Source organism: Micromonospora sp. NPDC050276, assembly GCF_044459545.1.
In the GTDB taxonomy this organism is placed as follows: Bacteria; Actinomycetota; Actinomycetes; order Mycobacteriales; family Micromonosporaceae; genus Micromonospora.
On the sequence record NZ_JBITJA010000001.1, the window covers coordinates 186,143 to 205,190 of the forward strand.

Annotated in this window: 17 protein-coding genes and 1 tRNA gene; 9 read left to right on the top strand and 9 right to left on the bottom strand. The window is 69.6% G+C overall.

Annotated elements, in window-relative coordinates; all coding sequences use genetic code 11:
• The first annotated feature begins 17 nt into the window (after window positions 1-17).
• The 3 genes from ACIBF8_RS00920 (at window position 18) to ACIBF8_RS00930 (ending at window position 2,088) form a co-directional block, all read left to right on the top strand.
• The gene (locus ACIBF8_RS00920; RefSeq protein ID WP_396780262.1) at window positions 18-668 is read left to right on the top strand and encodes a GNAT family N-acetyltransferase; all 651 of its coding nucleotides are present in this window, start codon (window positions 18-20) and stop codon (window positions 666-668) included.
• Window positions 669-870: 202 nt separating this feature from the next.
• Window positions 871-1,653 carry a hypothetical protein gene (locus ACIBF8_RS00925; protein WP_396780263.1) on the top strand — a complete coding sequence of 261 codons (783 nt, stop codon included), beginning with the start codon at window positions 871-873 and terminating at the stop codon, window positions 1,651-1,653.
• Window positions 1,654-2,011: 358 nt separating this feature from the next.
• Window positions 2,012-2,088: transfer RNA gene (locus tag ACIBF8_RS00930), tRNA-Ala, on the top strand.
• Window positions 2,089-2,556: 468 nt separating this feature from the next.
• On the opposite strand, the gene ACIBF8_RS00935 is transcribed toward ACIBF8_RS00930, so the two are convergent.
• Window positions 2,557-2,994, bottom strand: coding sequence for a hypothetical protein (locus ACIBF8_RS00935; protein ID WP_396780264.1), 438 nt, complete (start codon window positions 2,992-2,994; stop codon window positions 2,557-2,559).
• A 682-nt stretch (window positions 2,995-3,676) separates the two neighbouring features.
• Entirely contained in the window at window positions 3,677-4,231 is a 555-nt protein-coding gene (locus tag ACIBF8_RS00940; RefSeq protein WP_396780265.1) for a hypothetical protein, read from the bottom strand.
• Window positions 4,232-4,774: 543 nt separating this feature from the next.
• Between ACIBF8_RS00940 and ACIBF8_RS00945 the strand changes: the two genes are divergently transcribed.
• Window positions 4,775-6,037, top strand: coding sequence for an ATP-binding protein (locus ACIBF8_RS00945; protein WP_396780267.1), 1,263 nt, complete (start codon window positions 4,775-4,777; stop codon window positions 6,035-6,037).
• Window positions 6,038-6,856: 819 nt separating this feature from the next.
• On the top strand, window positions 6,857-8,068 hold the full coding sequence (locus ACIBF8_RS00950; RefSeq protein WP_396780268.1) for a low temperature requirement protein A: 1,212 nt from the start codon (window positions 6,857-6,859) through the stop codon (window positions 8,066-8,068).
• A gap of 66 nt (window positions 8,069-8,134) precedes the next feature.
• Here the strand turns inward: ACIBF8_RS00950 and ACIBF8_RS00955 are convergent, their stop codons facing one another.
• Window positions 8,135-9,316 carry a low temperature requirement protein A gene (locus tag ACIBF8_RS00955; RefSeq protein WP_396780269.1) on the bottom strand — a complete coding sequence of 394 codons (1,182 nt, stop codon included), beginning with the start codon at window positions 9,314-9,316 and terminating at the stop codon, window positions 8,135-8,137.
• A 31-nt stretch (window positions 9,317-9,347) separates the two neighbouring features.
• Between ACIBF8_RS00955 and ACIBF8_RS00960 the strand changes: the two genes are divergently transcribed.
• On the top strand, window positions 9,348-9,860 hold the full coding sequence (locus ACIBF8_RS00960; RefSeq protein ID WP_396780270.1) for a GlxA family transcriptional regulator: 513 nt from the start codon (window positions 9,348-9,350) through the stop codon (window positions 9,858-9,860).
• A 131-nt stretch (window positions 9,861-9,991) separates the two neighbouring features.
• On the opposite strand, the gene ACIBF8_RS00965 is transcribed toward ACIBF8_RS00960, so the two are convergent.
• Window positions 9,992-10,612 carry a hypothetical protein gene (locus ACIBF8_RS00965; protein ID WP_396780271.1) on the bottom strand — a complete coding sequence of 207 codons (621 nt, stop codon included), beginning with the start codon at window positions 10,610-10,612 and terminating at the stop codon, window positions 9,992-9,994.
• Between the two features lie 72 nt (window positions 10,613-10,684).
• Here ACIBF8_RS00965 and ACIBF8_RS00970 point away from each other — a divergent pair, with 72 nt between their 5' ends.
• The gene (locus ACIBF8_RS00970) at window positions 10,685-11,770 is read left to right on the top strand and encodes a Gfo/Idh/MocA family protein (RefSeq protein ID WP_396780272.1); all 1,086 of its coding nucleotides are present in this window, start codon (window positions 10,685-10,687) and stop codon (window positions 11,768-11,770) included.
• A 52-nt stretch (window positions 11,771-11,822) separates the two neighbouring features.
• Here the strand turns inward: ACIBF8_RS00970 and ACIBF8_RS00975 are convergent, their stop codons facing one another.
• Together ACIBF8_RS00975 and ACIBF8_RS00980 are read right to left on the bottom strand one after the other, a co-directional pair.
• Window positions 11,823-12,602, bottom strand: a complete 780-nt coding sequence (locus ACIBF8_RS00975; protein ID WP_396780273.1) for a DUF4352 domain-containing protein — start codon at window positions 12,600-12,602, stop codon at window positions 11,823-11,825.
• A 203-nt stretch (window positions 12,603-12,805) separates the two neighbouring features.
• Complete coding sequence (locus ACIBF8_RS00980; protein WP_396780274.1) at window positions 12,806-13,462, bottom strand: 4'-phosphopantetheinyl transferase; 657 nt, start codon at window positions 13,460-13,462, stop codon at window positions 12,806-12,808.
• 198 nt (window positions 13,463-13,660) lie between these two features.
• Between ACIBF8_RS00980 and ACIBF8_RS00985 the strand changes: the two genes are divergently transcribed.
• Entirely contained in the window at window positions 13,661-13,930 is a 270-nt protein-coding gene (locus ACIBF8_RS00985) for a hypothetical protein (protein WP_396780275.1), read from the top strand.
• A gap of 41 nt (window positions 13,931-13,971) precedes the next feature.
• On the opposite strand, the gene ACIBF8_RS00990 is transcribed toward ACIBF8_RS00985, so the two are convergent.
• The 3 genes from ACIBF8_RS00990 to ACIBF8_RS01000 form a co-directional block, all read right to left on the bottom strand.
• Window positions 13,972-14,754, bottom strand: coding sequence for a peptidase (locus ACIBF8_RS00990; protein WP_396780276.1), 783 nt, complete (start codon window positions 14,752-14,754; stop codon window positions 13,972-13,974).
• Window positions 14,754-16,031 (bottom strand): VWA domain-containing protein, encoded by a 1,278-nt coding sequence (locus ACIBF8_RS00995; protein WP_396780277.1) that lies wholly within the window; start codon window positions 16,029-16,031, stop codon window positions 14,754-14,756. The genes ACIBF8_RS00990 and ACIBF8_RS00995 overlap by 1 nt, the downstream gene beginning before the upstream one ends.
• 361 nt (window positions 16,032-16,392) lie before the next feature.
• A complete protein-coding gene (locus ACIBF8_RS01000) occupies window positions 16,393-18,102 on the bottom strand; it encodes a dolichyl-phosphate-mannose--protein mannosyltransferase (protein WP_396780278.1) in 1,710 nt (569 codons plus the stop codon).
• 93 nt (window positions 18,103-18,195) lie between these two features.
• Between ACIBF8_RS01000 and rsmI the strand changes: the two genes are divergently transcribed.
• On the top strand, window positions 18,196-19,035 hold the full coding sequence (rsmI, locus tag ACIBF8_RS01005; RefSeq protein ID WP_396780688.1) for a 16S rRNA (cytidine(1402)-2'-O)-methyltransferase: 840 nt from the start codon (window positions 18,196-18,198) through the stop codon (window positions 19,033-19,035).
• Window positions 19,036-19,048 lie beyond the last annotated feature (13 nt).

Sequence of the window (19,048 nt, forward strand, 5' to 3'; positions counted from 1 at the left end):
CGCGGGAGACTGTCCAGGTGAGTCTCTTCGGACCCGCGCGATCACCGGGCTGGCCGGTGGAGCTGGCCGACGGCCCGGTGCTGCTGCGGCCCTATCGGCGCTCCGACGCGGCGGCGTGGTCGGAGATCCGGCGGGCGAACCGTGCCTGGCTGGCCCCCTGGGAGTCGTCGCTGCCCGGCGGATGGGACGAGATGAACTCGCCGTCCGCGTTCCGGTGGGTGCACCGGGACCAACGGCGCTCGGCCCGAGAGGGCGAGGGCATGCCGTTCGCGGTCTGCCTGCGTGAGGCCGACCGGGATCGGCTGGTCGGGCACATCAACGTGGGCAGCATCGTGCGGAGGGCGCTCTGCTCCGGCTACGTCGGCTACTGGGTGGACGCTCGGGTCGCCGGCCGAGGGGTGATCCCCACGGCCCTCGCGCTCGCGGTGGACCACGCGTTCGGCCCGGGAGGGCTGCACCGGGTGGAGGTCAACATCCGCCCGGAGAACCGGCCGTCCCGGCGGGTGGTGGAGAAGTTGGGCTTCCGCGAGGAGTCGTACCACGTGCGCTACATGCACATCGACGGCGCTTGGCGGGACCACATCGGGTACGCGATGACGAGTGAGGAGATCGCTGCCGAGGGAGGTCTACTGGCCCGCTGGCACCGGGTACGCGCCAACGCGCGGTAGCGGGGTGTCTCCCGACATCCTCCCCGCCGTCCCACGGACGGGATCGGCGCGGCGCGGTGGCATCCCGGTCGGTGCGCCGTAACCTCAAGTAACTGCAAGCTGCGGCAAGCGCTCCCCGGCCGGACGATCCACGCACTCAAGCGCGATCGGTGGAAGATCCTGCGGTCGGAGGACGGTTGCTTCGAATTCGGTGACGGGAGGGGTGAGGGTGCCGACCTCGGTGCTCCTCGCCGTCCTCGCCGCCGCCGGCCTGCTCGCCCTGGCCCCGGCGCTGGTTCGCCGGTACGACGCCACCGAGCGGCTGGTGGCGGAGCGGGCGCAGTCGACGGCGCGGGTGCTCCAACGCCGTCGGCGGCGCCGCACTGTGCCGGGACGGCGACCCATTCACCCTCCGCGCTCACTAGTCGTCACCCTCAGTGAGGATTCGACTACTGGAACGTTGGGCGCGCCGGTCTCCGCGCCCCCGGCCGCCCGTCGCTCCGGTCGGCTGCGTGCCGTACCCGCCGCACCGAAGCGGTCCCGCCGCCGTCCGCCGCCGCGCCGACAGCACACCCCCGCCGTGTACCGGCGCCGCCGGGTGCTCGCCGCCCTGCTGCTCCTCAATGTCGTCGAGCTGATCGGCGTGCTGTTCGTCAGCCCCGGCTTCTGGGTCGGCTTCGGGGTGACCTTCCTGCTCCTGGCCATGTACGTCGTCCACCTGCGGGCTCGGGCCCTCGCGGGGCGTCGCCGCCGCCGCGCCCGGGCCCGGGAGGCCGCCTGGCTGGCCGCCCGGCAGGCCGAGGTGCGCCGGGAGCAGGCCCGTCGGGCCGCGGCCCGACGAGAGGCGCAGCGCCGTCTGGCCGCCCAGCGTGAAGGGGTACGCCGAGCCGCCATGGGCCTGGATCGACCGGGTGACCTGCCGGCGGCGGTCAACGGCGGATCGGTCTCGTACCGACGGTCCGGCGGCCTCCGTGGGCGCCCCTACGAGGCCGGCCGAGGCGCCTGACCGTGCCCCGGGTCTCGGTCGTGCCCCGGGTCTCGGTCGTGGCCCCGGGTCCCGGTCGTGGCCCCGGGTCCCGGTCGTGGCCCCGGGTCCCGGTCGCGCCCCGGTCCCGGCCGCGCCCCCGGTCTCGGTCGTGGGTCTGGCCTGGCCGCGCCCCGTCCGGCTTGATCGACTCGGGTTCCTGCAAGTTGGGGTGTCGTGGCGTCCGGGACGCCCCGGTTTCCGGGAACCCGAGTCGATCTCCGGTTGGGCCGGAGCGCCGCACCGGGGGCGGATTCGCGGTGGGGGCCGGCGACCTGTTAGCCTTGCTGCCGGCCCGCCCGGTGTAAGCCGGGTGGGACCGAAGCCGGTTCGCCGGCGGGGGGCTGTGGCGCAGACTGGTAGCGCACCTCGTTCGCATCGAGGGGGTCAGGGGTTCAAATCCCCTCAGCTCCACCAGCAACATGTACGACCTGGGGAAACCCCGCTAACAGGATCAGCGGGCACAGATCCGGCACAGATCAGCGAGAATCCAGGGCCTTCGGGCCCTGTTTTCGTTTGGCGCTCGCGTCGCGGAGCGCGCCGCTGATGATGTTGCGGCGGCGATCTTTCTTGGGCCACCAGCGGAGGACAGGTCGACTAGCGGCCCGGCGATGAGGGCAACGTTCGGCATGCGTGGTCCCATGTGCGAGTGGCCAGCGAACGGCAAAGCTAGCAGCACGCGTAAAGCATCAGGTGGGACGCAGGTGTAAGGCATCAGCCGGGACATGACACATGGCCCAAGTAGCACTGTCGGGCTCCACTTGATGCGTGACGGATTGGTGTCAAATGTTGGGTGACACGTCCGGCTAGACGATCATGATGAGGGTCTTCTCGGCTCGGTTCATAGGTAGGAGAAGTAGCGGTCCCACCAGGGGGCGTCGGGGGCTAGGGTGCGGCCGGGGCCGTCGTAGCGCTTCCATAGGGGGCCTTCGGGGATGAGGGTGTAGCCGAGGTCGTCGAGGGCACTGCGGATTCGGGTGGTGTCGTTGGGGTGTAGCACTTGGGCGGCTTCCTCGTCGTCCCAGACGCCGGGGTTTTCGAGGGACAGTACGGGGCCAGGTCGCCGAAGTTGCTGACGACGATGACGAGGCGCTCGCCGGTGGTTGTGGCTGCGGCGGGGATGTCGATGCGGCCGTGGAAGCTGGCGTCTTGCACCTCTCGGTCGCCCCAGCATTGGCAGCTGAAGTCGCGGTTGACTCGTTCGGCCAGTTGGTTGAATCGTGCCCTGGCCCGCTGGTGGTTGTAGTTCGCGGGGAATTCGCGGTGGTCGGGGTCGTCGAGGGAGTGCAGCAGCTGCCAGAGCTGGGCGTCGTCGGCCGGCATCCGCTCATTGTGCCTGTCCGTTCTTGGTCTGGCTGTGCTGAGGTTTACGGGCTTTGAACCGGGCGATGGGCTTGGTGGTGGTGCGTGCGACTTCGGTGAGGAGTTGGTCGCCGTCGTAGATGCGGAAGGTGCTTGGACTTCCAGCACTGCGCGGTAACGCTGCTCAGTCACGCTCATCTCCACCAGCACTCGGCGGAGTGTCACCCATCAAGTGAAGCCACCGTGTAATGCATCAACCGGAGTCGGACATGGCCCAAGTAGCCCAAGTAGCACCTGTGTGAGGACTTTCTGTACGGGATCAAGGCGGCCCGCTTCGCGGACCGCTCGCGCCGCCGAACCTGGGCCGGGCCGATGGCCCGCCGCTCGCGCCTTAGGCCTTCGGCCACAGCGCGATCGGTGATAGCCCGCCGGCGGCACGACATACGAAGAAGCCCCGGGCCGCCATGATCAGTGGCAGTTCCGGGGCTTCACGTTGCTCGAGACACAGGCGGTGCCTCCGGCGGGGCGCTCGGGCGCTCTGGGATGGTGGCGCCATCCCGACAACCTCCGTCCGGGCAGAGCCGAGCAGGTGGGGCCCGCCCGGTCAAGGTCGTTCAGACGGTGGGGTGCTCCACCTTGACCGGGCAGGCCCCACCTGCTCCACAGTGTGCGGACGAAGGCCGACGGGATGGCTTAGGCGTGCTCAGAGGTACCGAACGCGGAAGTGGTATCCCACGATCGCGGAAGTGATCGCCAGCCAGCCGATGATCGGATATGCCACGCCTTCGAGGCTGTTAAGCCGACCGCCGTCTATGAACGGTGCAACGATGCCGACCAGACCAATCAGCATGATCGAGCCGGAGGCGGTGAGCGCTCCCGGCCGCCCGGGAAGGAGCATTCCAAGCGGAAACAGGATCACCCCGAGGCCACCGAAGACGAACATGATCGACAGGATGACAAGGTAGGGCGAACGCGGCAGGAGTCCACCGACAACCCCGAGGAGATACACGACTGCGGCAGCGATCAGGTTCGCCAGGACATTGCTTCCAGTGTCCCGCGCAAACCTGAACAGTGGCCTGGGCGGCTGGGCAGGCGTAGCGGTTTCTTGGGAGCGAGGCTTCCCAGCAAGCAGGTCACGTTCTCTCCAGAGCATCACCCCAAGGACGACCGGCGTCACGGTTGCGGAGGCTACCTCCGCCCACTGCCATCCATTCATGACGGTGACGGTAATCGGGGTAATCAAGCGGCTCCAGCCCATGTGTCGGATCGTTGCGCCCCGCAAGCACGACAAAGATCATCGGGCACAGATCCGGCACAACCGGGACCGACAAGCCGTGTCAAACGTCGAGAGGTGTTGACGACGGTTACGCAGGCCAGCCCGCCAGTCCGCCCGGTACCGGATGATCTATCGGAGTCGAAGGTGTAAGGGGTTCAAATCCCCTCAGCTCCACCAAGAAACAGCAGGTCAAGGGCGGGTTTCCGGATGACGGGGAACCCGCCCTTGATCATTTGACCGTCGTTTGACCGCCGGACAGAGCCCTAGGCCGCGGCACAGGGCGGCAGAACTCGAGCCGAACGGCTGAGTTCGACGGAGGCGGTGGCCCCAAGTGTGAGGTTGCGCAGCGGTCGAGTGCTGCGGCAAGTCAGCGCGGTCGAGCCATGTGGCGGTCCGAGGATGTTCCTCGCCGATCAGTGTGCCGCCGCATATTGAACGCCACAGGCCCGCGAACCGAACATCCCCGAGCCGCAGATCGAAAGCAAACCTACCCGCAGATCGTAATCCCGCCGGTTATCATGACTCGTGCCCACACCGCACTTGATCCCCCGCCACGCCGCCGCGCAGGTCGACGCAGCACTCGCTGACACCCGCGTCGTGCTGATCAGCGGAGCACGCCAAGCAGGCAAGAGCACCCTGGTTCGCATCGTCGCGGGCGACCGGCTCGCCGAGCGCCGCGATCTCGACCGGGCGCAGGACCGGGCCGCGGCGATCACCGACCCGGTGGGTTTCGTGGACTCCGCCGAACTGCTGGTGATCGACGAGATCCAGCGCGCTCCGGAGCTGCTGCTGGCCATCAAGGCGGCCGTTGACGAGGACGTTCGTCCCGGCCGCTATCTGCTCACCGGCTCATCGCGACTGTTCGGCATGGTGGCTGCCCCGGACGCGCTGCCCGGTCGGATGGAAACCGTCGAACTCTGGCCGTTTTCACAAGGCGAACTCGACGGCGAGCCGGACGGCTTCGTCGACGCCGTCTTCGCTCTCGGCCCCGAACTGCGACACGAGTCGGACGTGACCCGCGCCGACTACGCGGCCAGGATCGTGCGAGGCGGCCTGCCCGAGGCCACGAACCGCGTCGACCCGCGGCGCCGCCAACGGTTCTTTGACGCGTATGTCCAAGCGCTCATCGATCGCGATGTGCGACAACTGTCCGACATCCAGCACAAGGGCGAGCTGCGCAAGCTGGTGCGCCTACTCGCCGCCAGATCCGCGACCATCATCGCCGCCAACGCCCTCGAATCCGCCCTCGGACTGAGCCGCCCGACGATCGCACGATACTTCCAGGCACTGGAAGAGATCTTCCTCATCAAGCGGATCCCCGGTTGGTCCCGAAATCTTGGCACCCGTTCAACTGCCGCGCCGAAACTGATCTTTGTCGACTCGGGTATCGCTGCCAACGAGATCGCGACCGACGCCCGCGCACTGCTCCGGCCTGGCGCATCGTTCGGCGCATTGCTCGAATCATTTGTCTTGTCCGAGCTGTCCCGCCAGCTCACCTGGTCGGAGCAGTCTGCCGACCTCTCGCACTACCGCGACCAGAGTAGGTACGAGGTCGACGCGGTGCTCGAGAACAGATCCGGGCATGTGGTCGGGATTGAGGTCAAGGCAGCCACAACCGTTGGATCCGACGATTTCCGCGGATTACGCCGACTCGCCGACCGCCTCGGCGACGACTTCATCGTCGGCATCGTCCTCTACACCGGGACCTCGACACTGCCGTTTGGCGACAGGCTCCGCGCATTGCCGGTCAGTGCCTTGTGGCAGGTTGCCGGCCCACGGACAGGCTGACCGGGACGCTCGCCTCCGGCGGCGACGGCGCCAGTGCGAGCACCCGCGCCGGGTCGCGGTCCGCCGTCCGCCGTCCGCTTGTCCGTGGCGGCCCACGTGCAGCCCGTCATCGACTTCGGGCACCGAGCCCGGCCCTGATCTTCTGCTCCGAAATCCTCGAGTTCTGGTCCAGCAGCGCCACCCTGACCGATGAGGCAGGGCCAAACTTGAGTCGCGCCAGCCGTAGACCCGTCCATGGCCGGCTGTTGTCCGCAGACGGGCTTACCTGGACCGCACTGATGGGTGGTGGCCGATCGGAAGGGCGCGACCGGCTCGCCACCGCGGTTCACAGTCCATCTCGCCGAAGGTCTGTCCCGTCGGCCGCCCCCAGTCTTCGTGCAACTCACCGTTGGGTGTGGCCATCTCAGCCGTCCCCGATCTTGGTCACGAAGCCACGTACCATCGGCTGTCAGGGGTGGTGATGACGAGGGATCCCAGGTGGACGGCTCCAGCGGCCGCCGCAGATTCGAGACGTACACCTGCAGTGCGGCGATGGCCCGGGGTGGTGCCCCACCTCGCCACAGGTCATTGATCATCCGGTCGACGGAGACGACCTCGCACGGGCAGACAGCAGCAGGGCGAGCACGGCACGCTGGCGGGGGCCACCGAGGTCGACCGGTTCGCCGTTGTTGAGCTCGAGCCCGAACGCTCCCCGCACCCGCAGCAGCATGACCTGCACAATGTTAGTCGTACCGGCTGGCGCGGCCGCGGACTCAGTGCGACCGGATCGGACCACCGGCGGCCGGCGGCGCATATCGAAAAGATGGTACAAAAGGGGACATGAAGTGGTTGCGGGGCGGTCGGTCGACACCGAGGATCAGCCGTCCCCCGGGTCAGGCCGCACCTCCGTCGTTCCTCGAACTCTTCTTCGATCTCGCGTTCATATTGGTTTTCGCCCAGTTGTCGCACGATCTGGTGCAGAACCTGACCTGGCACGGCGCGTTCCAGACGCTGATACTGCTGCTCACCACGTGGTGGGCCTGGGTGCTGACGGTCTGGGTGACCGACCTGTTCAACCCGCGCCTGCCAAAGATCCAGGTAATGGTAATCCTCATCATGCTCGGCGTCTTTCTGATGGCGCTCGTGATGCCGACCGCGTTCGAAACGCGCGCCCTGTTCTTCGCTGGCGCGTACCTCGCCATCCATGTTGCCCGCGATGGTGTGCTCATCCCCGCCACCAGAGCCAATCGGACCGTGCAGGCCAGGAGCGTCCGGGTCATCTTCTGGCACGGTCTCACCAGCCCGCTCTGGGTCGGCGGGGCGATCGCGCACGGCGACACCCAGTTGGTGCTGTGGGCCGCCGCGCTCGTCATCGAATACGTCTCGGCAACCTATGGGTGGCCGACGCCGGGCCTGGGCCGCACCGCATTGGCCGCCCGGATCTTCGCCGGTCCCCACCTCCACGAGCGGCACCTTCAGATCCTCGTCATCGCGATCGGGGAGATGATCCTCGGCGTCGGCCTGCGTGTTGTCGGGCGCCCATTCGCGTTCGAGAGTGTCGCCGCGACAGCGGCCGCGTTCGTCGGAGCACTCCTGGTCTTCCTGATCTACGTCAACAGAGTGCGGGAACTAGTCGCCGGTCCGTCCATCACGCTCCTGGAGCAAACGCGTCGAGGGATCCTCATGTCGCACAGCCATCTGGTGATGGTCGCCGGAATCGTGGTGTTGGCGGCAGCCGCCGACCTGGCCGCGCGTGACCCGCTGCACAGGGAGAACGTAGCGTGGACGATCGCCGCAGCTGGCGGTCCCGCGCTCTTTCTGCTCGGCAGTTCACTGTTCGATCTGGTGGTGCACCGGTCGTTCCGCCCCCGACTCGTCGGGATGCTCGTGCTGCTCGCCATCATGCCGGCGCTGCCCGTGCTGCCGATGTTCGCCGTGCTGATCCTGATCGACGTGGTGCTCGCCACGACGCTGGTCGTCGAGTTGGCGGTCGCGCGCCCCCGGACGACGCCCTCGCCACCTGCCCATGCCACTGACGTACGGAGTTCGTAAGGACACCTCCGGCATCCGATTGCCGTCACCTGGCGGCGGCAAGCCCGGTATTTTGACGGCGAGGAATCAGGAAGGTAGCTGTGGGGGCGCGGCCGGTCCCGGTCGTATTCCGAAGTTGAGACTGTCCGCCAATGCGACGCCGAGCAGGATGAACGTGATGAGCGCCGCGATCGTGAGTTGCGGGAGGACGGGAAAGGTGGGCGCGAGCAGACCGATCAGGATGATCCCGATGGGGCGGGTCCACGACACTCGGCTGAAGACGGTATAGGCGAGCATGCCGCGGCCGACCAGGAAAAGGGCCGGGCCACCGAGCATGATCGCGCCCCAGGCCGGATGGGCAGGGCGCAACGGATCGTCGATGACGAGTGCGGTGCCGGCCGCGGCCAGGACGAGGCCGGCGACCATGACGAGATGACTCACCGCCGCGAACTGGCTGAACCTGGATGGATTAGCGGAAGCGACGATGGCATCGGGCAGCAATTCACCGGCACGATAGATGTAGATCCGCCACATCAGCACCGCCGCGGCGAACGCCAGCCCAAAGGCGGCGAACCGGTGGGCCGTGTAGTTGTCGGGGCTGAGCGTCAGCCCGGCTGTGAAGATCGACACCCCGAGCGCAATGATCAGAAGCTGACGGTAGCGTTCGGCGACGCGCTCACCGACGAGTTTCCACTCCCATCCCACGGAGTGGCCGAGTTTCGGTGTGGGCCAGCCGAGCACGGCCGCCGTGTACTCGATCGATATCGCCAGGGCCCACAGCGCTGTGCGCGGAGTGCCGGGAACGAACGCGCCGGCGAGCCAGGCCACCCCGGAGATGCCGACCCAGAAGAGGATCCGACGGTTACGGATCCGTAGTATCTGTTGGCGACCGGTGATCAGGAGATATGTCGCCGACCCGAGCTGGATCGCGAGATACCCGATCGCGAAGAGCCGCCCTCGTCCGTCGAACGCCTCCGGGACCGCGACCGACATCACCAGGCTGCCCGTCATCACCCAGAAGACCTGCACCTGACCACGCGGACGATTCAGGTCGGAGGTGTCTGCTGCCCATGAGGTCAGGGCCCACACCAGTGAGAACGCCAGGAACAGGATCAGCGTTTGGGCGGCGGATAGCCAGGTCAGTGTCGCGGACAGGTTCGCCGCGAGCACGATCAGCGCGAGGACGAACACCAGGTCGAAGAAGAGTTCGAAAAACGCCGGGCGATGTTCTCCCGTCGCTTCCCGAACCACGCCGACGTCATCAACCATCAGAAGTTGATTTTGCCCGAATCATCCCCCTATGGTAGAGGTATCTCCGGCGGGTGGTGTGACGAGTGCACTGGACCTGACCCTCGCCTTCATCGAGGAGGATCATGGGGCGGCGCTGGCGATGGGCGTGGCGATGGGCACGGTGGCCTACCTGCAGAGGCCCGGCGGGCAGGCCCAGATGAGCATGTTCCTGGCCCGCCGGGCCACCGACGACGCCCTGGTCCGCAGGATCAGCGACCATATCGTGAGCCACCCCGCCGACGACCTGAGTACGGCGGCGCTGGCCCGGCTCACCGGGGTCAGCGAGCGCCACCTGTCCCGACTGTTCGTCGAGCATCTCGGGCAGACCCCGGGGCGCTACGTGCACCGGGGTCTGCCCGAGGCGGCCGCGCACCTGCTGGCATCGACCGGCCTGCCACTGGCGGCCGTGGCACGACGGTGCGGATTTGGCTCACCGGAATCGCTGCGGCAGGCGTTCGTCGATCGGTACGCCGTGCCGCCCTCCCGCTACCGGACCGTGCAGGCTGCGGCGCCCACGGGTTGATGCCACGGCGCTGGCTCGCTAGGCGAAGCGTTCGGTCGTCACGGGTATCAAGCCGTGCTGCCGCAGCACGGCTGTCAGGTCGGCCAGGGTCGAACCCACCGCCTCGGCGGAATCCGTTCTCATCAGGACGGTCACGTCGAGACACCAGGCCAGGGTGCGGCCGACCCGCCGCAGGTCCCAGGTGAGGTGGTCGCGTGCTTGTCGAGGCGACCGCTTGCGGCGGCCGCGTTCGTGCCGTCGGCCGGCGTTCGCCAGAGCGCCCGGAGGCTCGCCACCTGCTCCGCGCGGAGGTCCCTGGCGAAGAGCACGCGGTACACGCGCCGCTCGTGGAAGCCGGCCGGTGGCTGGGCCGGACCGAGCCGCAGCGGCGGGGTGGCCGCGATCGGTTGGTGATCGAGGAAGTACGTCCGCAGCACCGCTTCGTCTGGCAGCCGTCCGCCACCGAGCCTGCGATAGATGCTCGCGGCCTCGGGGCGGGTGGTGGGAACCACCCGCGCCAACAGCTCCGGGTCGGTGCGCATGCTGCGGCTCAGCGACGCGGAACTCCACCAGTCCGCGTCCGGCGTCCAGCCGGCGCTGTCCAGGCCCCTCGAAGAGAAGTCGTGGTGGCGGGTGAACTCCTCCACGATGATCCCCTCCGCGGTGTCGGTCGACGTCGAGTCGTTGCGCCGCTTCAGGACGAGGTAGTAGTCCAGGGGTGGCCGTCGAGCAGCCACCTCGACGGGCACCGCGGGGAGCGCATCGGCGGTCACGACCACAACCGTAGCGATGAGGCACTGCCTCCGGAACCGGCTAGCATCCGGATCCCGACGTGAGGAGCCCAGATGACATCGGCGACCCAGACCCGGTTCGGCCTCATCGGCAGTGGCTGGCGAGGGGAGTTCTTCCTTCGCCTGGCCCGGCTGCTGCCCGAGCGGTTCCGGGTGACCGGGGTGGTGACACGTACCGAATCTCGCGGGGTTGCCGTGGCGGCCGAGTGGGGCGTGCGGACCTTCCGCACGACGGCGGAGTTGCTCGCCCACGAGCGACCGGACTTTGTCATCGTGTCGGTGCCCTGGCCGGTGACGCCCGAGGCGACCCGGGAGCTGGTCGCGGCCGGCGTGCCGGTGCTGGCCGAGACGCCGCCGGCCCCCGACCTGGCGGGGCTGCGCTCACTCTGGGCCGACGTCGGGGGCAGCGGTCTGGTGCAGGTCGCCGAGCAGTACCTGTTGATGCCCGGGCACGCGGCTCGGCTGGCGCTGGTCCGCGCCGGGGTGCTCGGCGAGCCGACCTCGGTCCAGCTCTCCTCGACCCACCTGTACCACGCGGTTTCGCTGATCAGGGGCCTGCTCGGGGTCGGGCACGAGAGCGCCGAGGTGAACGCGCGCGCCTTCGTCGCGCCGCTGGCCAACCCGCTGTCGCCGGCCGGCTGGAGCGGCGACGACACCCCGCAGCAACTCGCCACCACCCTCGCGACCATCGACTTCGGCGGGCGGATGGGGTTGTACGACTTCACCGACAACCAGTGGTGGAACCCGCTGCGTACCCGCCGGTTGGTGATCCGGGGTTCGCGCGGCGAACTGGTCGACGACCGGGTGGTCCGCCTGGTCGACCCGACCACACCGGTGGAGTCGCCCCTGACGCGGCGGCAGACCGGTCTCGACCTCAACCTGGAGGGGCTGGACCTGAAGCACATCAGCTTCGACGGCGACGTGGTCTATCGCAATCCGTTCGTCGGTAGCGGACTGTCCGATGACGACATCGCGGTGGCGGACATCGTCGTCCGCGCCGGTGCGTGGGCACGGGAGGAGGGCCCGGCACCGTATCCGCTCGCCGAAGCCTGCCAGGACCACCTGATCAGCCTCGCCATCGAGGAATCGGTGCGCACCGGCGGGCCGGTCGTCACCGCCGAGGAGGCGTGGGCACGGTAGGCCCAGGTAGACGCGGGGCTGGCTCGACTGAACCAGCCCCGCGCCCGGACGGTTACGGCTTCCAGGAACCGGCGGTTTGGAAGTGGTACTGGTATTCCAGTGCGCCCGACGTGTCGTGTACGTCGAACACCACACTGCCGGTGCGCTTCGTGCCGGCGGTCAGGCCGTCGCTGGCCGGCATCGGCTTGCCGCAGCCGGAGAAGGCCCCACCGATCGCGGTGGCCTTGGTGCCGTCGGCGGCAACCCACTGGAAGTAGAGCGGGTTCGTCGACGCGGTGCCCTTGGTGACGGCAACGGTCACGTCGGCAATCACGTACACGCCCGCGCCGGGCTTCAGGCCGTGGGACTTGCAGGGCTTGGTGGCGCTGCTGAACCTCGTCACGGTGATCTCGACGGTGCCGTCGTCGCCGTCGATGACGAGGGTGTCACCGGGCGACATGGCGCGGGTGTTGTCGCCGCGCGTCGGCGGCGAGGTCGACGGGGAAGCGCTGGCCTGAGACTCGCTCACCGTGGTCGTGGCGCGGTTGGTGCCGATGACGACCGCCACGATGCCGCCGGCGCAACTGAGCAGCGTGAGGACGGCCGCGGTGACCGCCACGACCACGACGGACGTCTTGGAGCGGTTCGTCTGCGTCGGTGGTGGGGCGATGATCGGGTAGCCCGGGCCACCGGGTATCCGGTATCCGCTGCCGGCGTCCACCTGTCCGCCAGCCGCCGGATACGCAGCACCCGAGAACGGCGGCTGCGGTGTCGTCGCGAACGGACGGGCCGGCGGCTGCGGGTTCGGCTGCTGAAGGTCCTGCGGCCCGACGGGGGGCTGGGGGTGGGTCACCGTACTCCTTGACGCCTCGGTACGTGCGGTGCGGGAACCAGTCGACGTTACCGTGGGTGGCGACGTGCCCGAGCGCCGCGCCGGGCGGCATCCCATCGACGATGGTGACCTGCGGCACTGGCCAGCGTGGATGGTGTTCGGTTGATCACTGAGCGCCAATGTGGACCGGTATCCCATCCATTGCCGTGAGTAACCAGCGGAGGTCAACGCAGTGGAAGCACGGCGGCGGTGCGGACCAGCCCGCCGGCGACCACGAAACGGCCGGTGATCGATGTCGGCGGGTCGTCGACTCCCGCCGCGTCCACCCGGGCCGGTGCGATCCGCGCGGTGAACGTGCCGGCGTCCGGATCAAGATCGAGTCGGGCGTCGTGGAAGTCCAGCCAACTCCGGACGACCGGGTACCACACCTTGTAGACCGTCTCCTTCGCACTGAACAACACGACCGGCCAGTAGATCCCGCTGGGCAGCCGAGCGCAGTCGGCCTCCTCCTCGGGCAGCAGCACGAGTCTGCGTACTCCCGGATTGACCTCGCGGTGCTGCTCGGCATCCATGCCGACGGACCTGATGTCGGTGGTGTGCGCCGCGGCGGCGGCGCAGTAGCCGGCGGTGTGCGTGATGCTGCCGACCACCCCGGCCGGCCAGACCGGCGCGCGGTCGGCGGCGGTCGGCACGGCGGTCGTTGGCAGACCGAGCTCGCTCAGCGCCCGGCGGGCGCAGGTTCGCCCCGCGGCAAAATCCCGCCGACGGGAATCCACCGCCCGCTCGCCGAGACATGCCTGCTCAGCGGGGAGCAACTCGCCCGTCCAATCCCCCGGCCCGGCGACGGCCACCGCCACCGTCGATGGCAGCAGGTCACGCATTCGTGCGGCCTACCCGTCGGTAGGAATGGCGCATCGGGTCAACCGTCAAATTTCCGACTCCCACGACCGCTGAAGGTACCGCAAAGATGTAACACCGGAGGGATGCGCAGCGCTCTCCCTGATGGCTCCGGGGGGACCACCAGCAACGCTGGCCGGCAGCGCAGCCGCCAGTCCCGTGGACATCTGGAAGGACGTGCGATGACCGATGGTCCGGAACGGCCGGGGGTGCGGGCTGACGAACACGCTCCGAAGACCCCCTGCTGGAGTTGCGGCTCCTGCGGTGACGAGTGGCCGTGCGCGACGAAGCGCACCCGGCTGCTGGCGGAGTACGGGGGTGATCGCGCCATGCTCAGCGTCTATCTGGGCTCCTGCCTCGCCGCCGCCACGGAGGATCTGCGCGCCGCCCCGGTGATGTCGCTTCAGGACCGGTTCATCGGCTGGTTGCCGCGCGGATCCCGGCGTAGCTGACGCTGGTGGCCCCGCGAGCGGCGGGGCCACCAGCGGGGCGTTCAGCGAAGCCGGGGGCGCCGCGTCACGGCGAAGCCGAACACGCCGGCCACCGCGGCGAGCACACCGCCGATGCCGGTCCAGACCCAGCGCGAGCCGAGATCCGGCAGCCAGTCCGTCAGCGAGTCGCCCTCGTCGTCGGAGTCCGCGTCCACCGGGGGTACGGCGTTGAGCACCGTGCCGGCCTTGGTGTTCGGCACCAGCGGTGCGGCCAACTTGCCGTCGTCGGCCGAGGCACCCCGGTCGGCAACGGCGCCGACCAGCAGGTCCACGTCGATCGGCGCCCCCAGATCCGGCTCCGGCAGGTCGATCACGGAGAGCCGGATGACGTACGTTCCGGGCAGTGGGTCGGCCGACCAGGGCTCCGCCCACGGTCGCACCTCGCGCAGCGTGCAGCCGAGCACCACGGTCGACGCCTTGGCGTCCACGGTCGGCGTCTGCGCCCCCGCCGTGCACGCCTGCCGTCGACGTAGCCCGTCGAAGACGTCCACCGTCCAGCTGGAGGCCCCGCTGCGTCCCTTCGGGAAGGTGACGGTGGCGTTGATCTCGTGCACCTGGCCCGCCGTCGCCGGGAACGACCAGTAGAGGTGGTCACCGATCGAGGCGTCCACCCGTACCGGTTGCCCGGCGGTGATCGGGGTGGCGGTGAGGAACGACGTGCCAGCACGGTTCACCGGCGTGGCACCCGGCGAGGGGGTCGGGGCGGCGACGGCCGCAGCGGGAAGCAGGGCGGCCCCGCCGGCGGCGAGCAGCGCCGCCATTGACCGGAACAGCGCGGTACGCATCAGTTCTCCCTCCAGGTGGCGACCCACCAGCGGGTGAGTAGGCCGGCGAGCAGGCCGGTGATCAGCCCGGCGACGGTGAGCAGGGCAAGCAGCACCCAGCCCCGGCCGAGGTCTGGTCCGTCCGGTGCGGGCGCGGCGGTGACCACGTCGATGGTCAACTCCACCGGCATGCCCGGGGTCGTCGCGGTGCCGGCACGCGGGGCGAACGAGTTGCTCACCACCAGGCAGACGGTGGTGGGCTCGACCACCGGCGCGAAACTCTCCTCGGTCGTCGCGGCATCCTCGTCGTCGGCGGTGGCCGACCAGCGCAGCCCCGCGGAGAGCACGTCGGCCCGTCCGCTGCCGGCGTCGGCGCCCCGAACCAGTTCCCGGCCATCGGCCGCGGTGGCCCGCAACAGCACCCCGTAGTCCCGGTTGACCGGTCGGTCCAACGCCATGCTCACCGAAGCCCGCAGCTCCTGTCCGGGGCGGATCGGCACCCGGTAGTAGCGATGCTCGGAGAACGCCTCCCGGTCGGCGTAGACGCCGGGGGCGAGCAGCGGCGCCGAGTCGCAGGCATTCGTGCCGCCGACCACCGTCGGTGCCCGGGTGTGCGTGTCGCCGGCCCGTTCGACGAGCTGTTTGATCCGGTCGGTCAGCTCCTCGGCGCTCTGCGCGGCGGTGTAGGTCCCCCCGGTCGCGCCGGCGATGCAGAGCAGTTGCCGGCGGACCTTCTCGTCGGGGGCCAGGCCGAGGGTGTCGACGACCAGGCTGGTGCCCTGAGCGGCCAGTTCCCGGGCCACCTCGCAGGGGTCCGGCGGGGCGCAGGTGTCCTCGCCGTCGGTGATCAGCACGATCCGGCGGGTGGTGGCCCCGGTGCCCAGATCCTGGGCGGCGGAGCGCAACGCCAACCCGACCGGAGTGAACCCGGTCGGCCGGAGTGTCGCCACCGCCGCCTTGGCCGCGGACCGGTCCACCGGGCCGATCGGCACGATCTGCTGCGTGTCCTGGCAACCGACCTTCTTGTCCTTGCCCCGGTAGGTCGCGCCGAGCACCCGGATGCCGAGCTGGGTCTCCTCGGGTAGCGCGTCCACCACCTCGTTGAAGGCCTGCTGGGCAACGGAGATCCGACTGCGTCCGTCGATGTCGGTGGCGCGCATCGACCCGCTGACGTCGAGCACCAGCTCGACCCGGGGTGGCTCGGGCGCCGGCTCCTCGTCGGCCTGCGCCGGCCCGGCCAGTGCGGTGGTCGCCAGCAGTCCGAGAAGGACAGCCGTCGATCGTCTGAAGTTGATCACGGCCCGCAGTGTAGTGAGATCCACTTTGGATGATCACTTGGGTGGCGCGGTTCCCTCGGACGCCTCCGCGCGGGGTCGACGACCCCCGCCGACCGGCCGGGTCCGCGCTCTGGGTCCACGCCGGGTCACACTCGGTCAACTGTGCAGGGGTAGGTGTCGGCCCGGCCGGAATCCGTCGGAAATCTGACCCAAGTCGACCCGTTGTGCCGGTGGTGCGCGGTGGTTAAGCTCTTCATGCGCGCCCCAATCGCCCGCTTCCCCCGTGGCAGGCGATCGGGGCGCGCGTCTTTGTAAAAGGGCCCGCACGCGCAAGCGTGCGGGCCCTTTTCGTCGCGCTGTGCGGCGCGTCGCCTGTCGGTGCTTATATCCACCGACCGTCGAGCCACATCCGGGACAGCCAGTCCGAGTACGGGATGAGTCGGCCGACGAAGATCGGATAGAAGTACGCGAAGCAGACCCCGACCAGCAGCACGTACGCCCCAGCCGCGACGCTGCCCACCAGCCGGCGTTCGTAACTCGGGTCGCCGGGCACCAGCCGAGCCACCGCACCCACGTCAGCACCGGCGGGAGCGATCAGGGCGCCCAGCACGTACACCACGGCCAGCACCAGGAACGGCACCGCCGGGGCCGCGTAGAACGAGAACATCGTGCGGCCGTCGAGGGCGAACCAGAACCAGGGCAGCAGCCCGGCCGCCACGGTGAGCAGGATCGCGCCGGCCCGCCAGTCCCGGCGGGCCAGGCCCAACCAGGCCAGCGCCACCAGGGCGGGCAGGAACGACCACCAGAGCAGCGGGGTGCCGAGCAGCAGGATCTCGGAGGCGCAGCTCGGCGCCCCGCAGGCGCCGTCACCGGACCAGTGGAACGCCACCGGCCGGCCGAGCAGCAGCCACTGCCACGGCCACGACTGGTATTTGTGTGCGTCGTCGAGTTGGGCGTGGAAGCCGTACGCCGCGCGGTGGTATTCGAACAGGTTGATCAGCGGGCCGATCACCGGACGGTCACTGAGCGGGGCGCTCGGGTAGGCCGACGCGAGCCGGTAGTAGCCGTCGTCCGTGAGCAGCCAGCCCGACCAGGTGGCGAGGTAGGTGCCGATCATCAGCACGCCCGCGAGCACCAGCCAGGGCAGCTCGTCTATCAACGTGTCGCGCCAGGGGCGGCGGACCCCCGCCGAACGGCGGACGCCGACCTCCCAGAGGAGCACCAGCAGCGCAAAGGCCGGCACGAAGTAGAGGGCGCTCCACTTCACCGCGCAGGCGCAGCCGATCAGCACCCCGGCCGCCAACCGCCACCACGGCCAGGTGCGCCAACCGGTCGGCGGCCGGCCGGCGCGACCCGGCTGGCTCGGATCGAGACCGTCGTCGAGTGCCCGTGCCCAGCGTCGCCGGCGGGCGTCCCGATCGAGCACCAGCGCGCCGAACGCGGCCAGTACGAAGAAGAGCAGGAAGATGTCGAGCAGGGCCGCGCGGGACAGCACCAGGTGGAAGCCGTCCAGGGCGAGCAGCAGGCCGGCCGCGCAGCCGAGCACCGTCGAGCGGAACATCCGCCGACCGATGCGGACCAGCAGCAGCACCGACAGCGTGCCGATCACGGCCGCCGAGAATCGCCAGCCGAACTCCGGTGCGGTGGTGATCAGGTGCCCGGGGACGGAGACCTTGGAATCCGCGTCCTGATAGCCGAAGGCCCACTCGCCGACGCCGATCAGCCACTTGCCGAGTGGGGGGTGCACGACGTACGACGGGACGTTGTCCTTGTAGTTCCACTCCACGCCACGGGAGATCAGCCCGTAGGCGTCCTTGGCGTAGTAGGTCTCGTCGAAAATCTTGCCCTTGGGGCTGGACAGCCCGACGAAGCGCACGATCGCCGCGATGGCCACCACCACGGCGGTGGCCAGCCAGGAGAACCGGTCCACCTGGGTGTCGACGGTGGCGAACCGTCGCCGGACCACGGCGGCCACCCCGCCACCGTCGGCGGGCGGCGCCGTCGGCTCCTGCTGGGGGCCGGGCTCGCCCGCCACCTCGACCAACTTGTCCGGATCGGCGCTCGGGCTCTGCGCTGTCGACGCACTCGTCACCCGGCGATCGTAGGCTGCCAAGGTGTCCGGCGGCGCCCGTCGTCCCTGATACCGGTATTCACAGTCAATGAAGGAGACGAATTCGTGGGTGAAATGTCCGAAGTTGGGCGCCTGATTCTGCTCGGTGCCCCGCTCGGCAACCCCGCCGACGCCTCGGCCCGACTCCGGGAGGTGCTGATGAGCGCCGACGTGGTCGCTGCCGAGGACACCCGCCGGCTCAGCCGGCTGGCCCGCGATCTCGACGTCACCGTCGGCGGCCGGATCGTCTCCTACTTCGAGGGCAACGAGGAGCGGCGCACCCCCGAGCTGGTCGACGTCATCCTCGGTGGGTACGTGGTGGCGCTGGTCACCGACGGGGGGATGCCGAGCGTCTCCGACCCCGGCTACCGCCTGGTCCGCGCCGCGTTGGACGTCGGGGCGCCGGTCACCGTCGCCCCCGGGCCGAGCGCGGTCACCACCGCGCTGGCCGTCTCCGGGCTGCCCTGCGACCGGTTCTGCTTCGAGGGCTTTCTGCCCCGCACCCCCGGCGGACGCCGATCCCGACTGCGCGCGCTCGCCGCCGAGGAACGCACCCTGGTCTTCTTCGAGGCACCGCACCGGATCGGGGCGACGCTCACCGACCTGGCCGACACGTTCGGCGCGGACCGGCCGGCCGCGCTCTGCCGCGAACTCACCAAGACCTACGAGGAGGTGCTCCGCCGTCCCCTCGGCGAGCTGGCCCGATGGGCCGCCGAGGGCGACCCGCGCGGAGAGATCACCCTGGTGGTGGCCGGCGCGCCGGTGACGGCCGCCGAACGCCCCGACGACGACACCCTGCGCGCGGCCGTCGCCGAGCGGGAGGCCGCCGGCCGGTCGCGCCGCGACGCCATCACCGACGTCGCCACCGAGTACGCGCTGCGCCGCCGGGACGTCTACACGATCGTGCACAGCTGACCGGGGTGGTCGG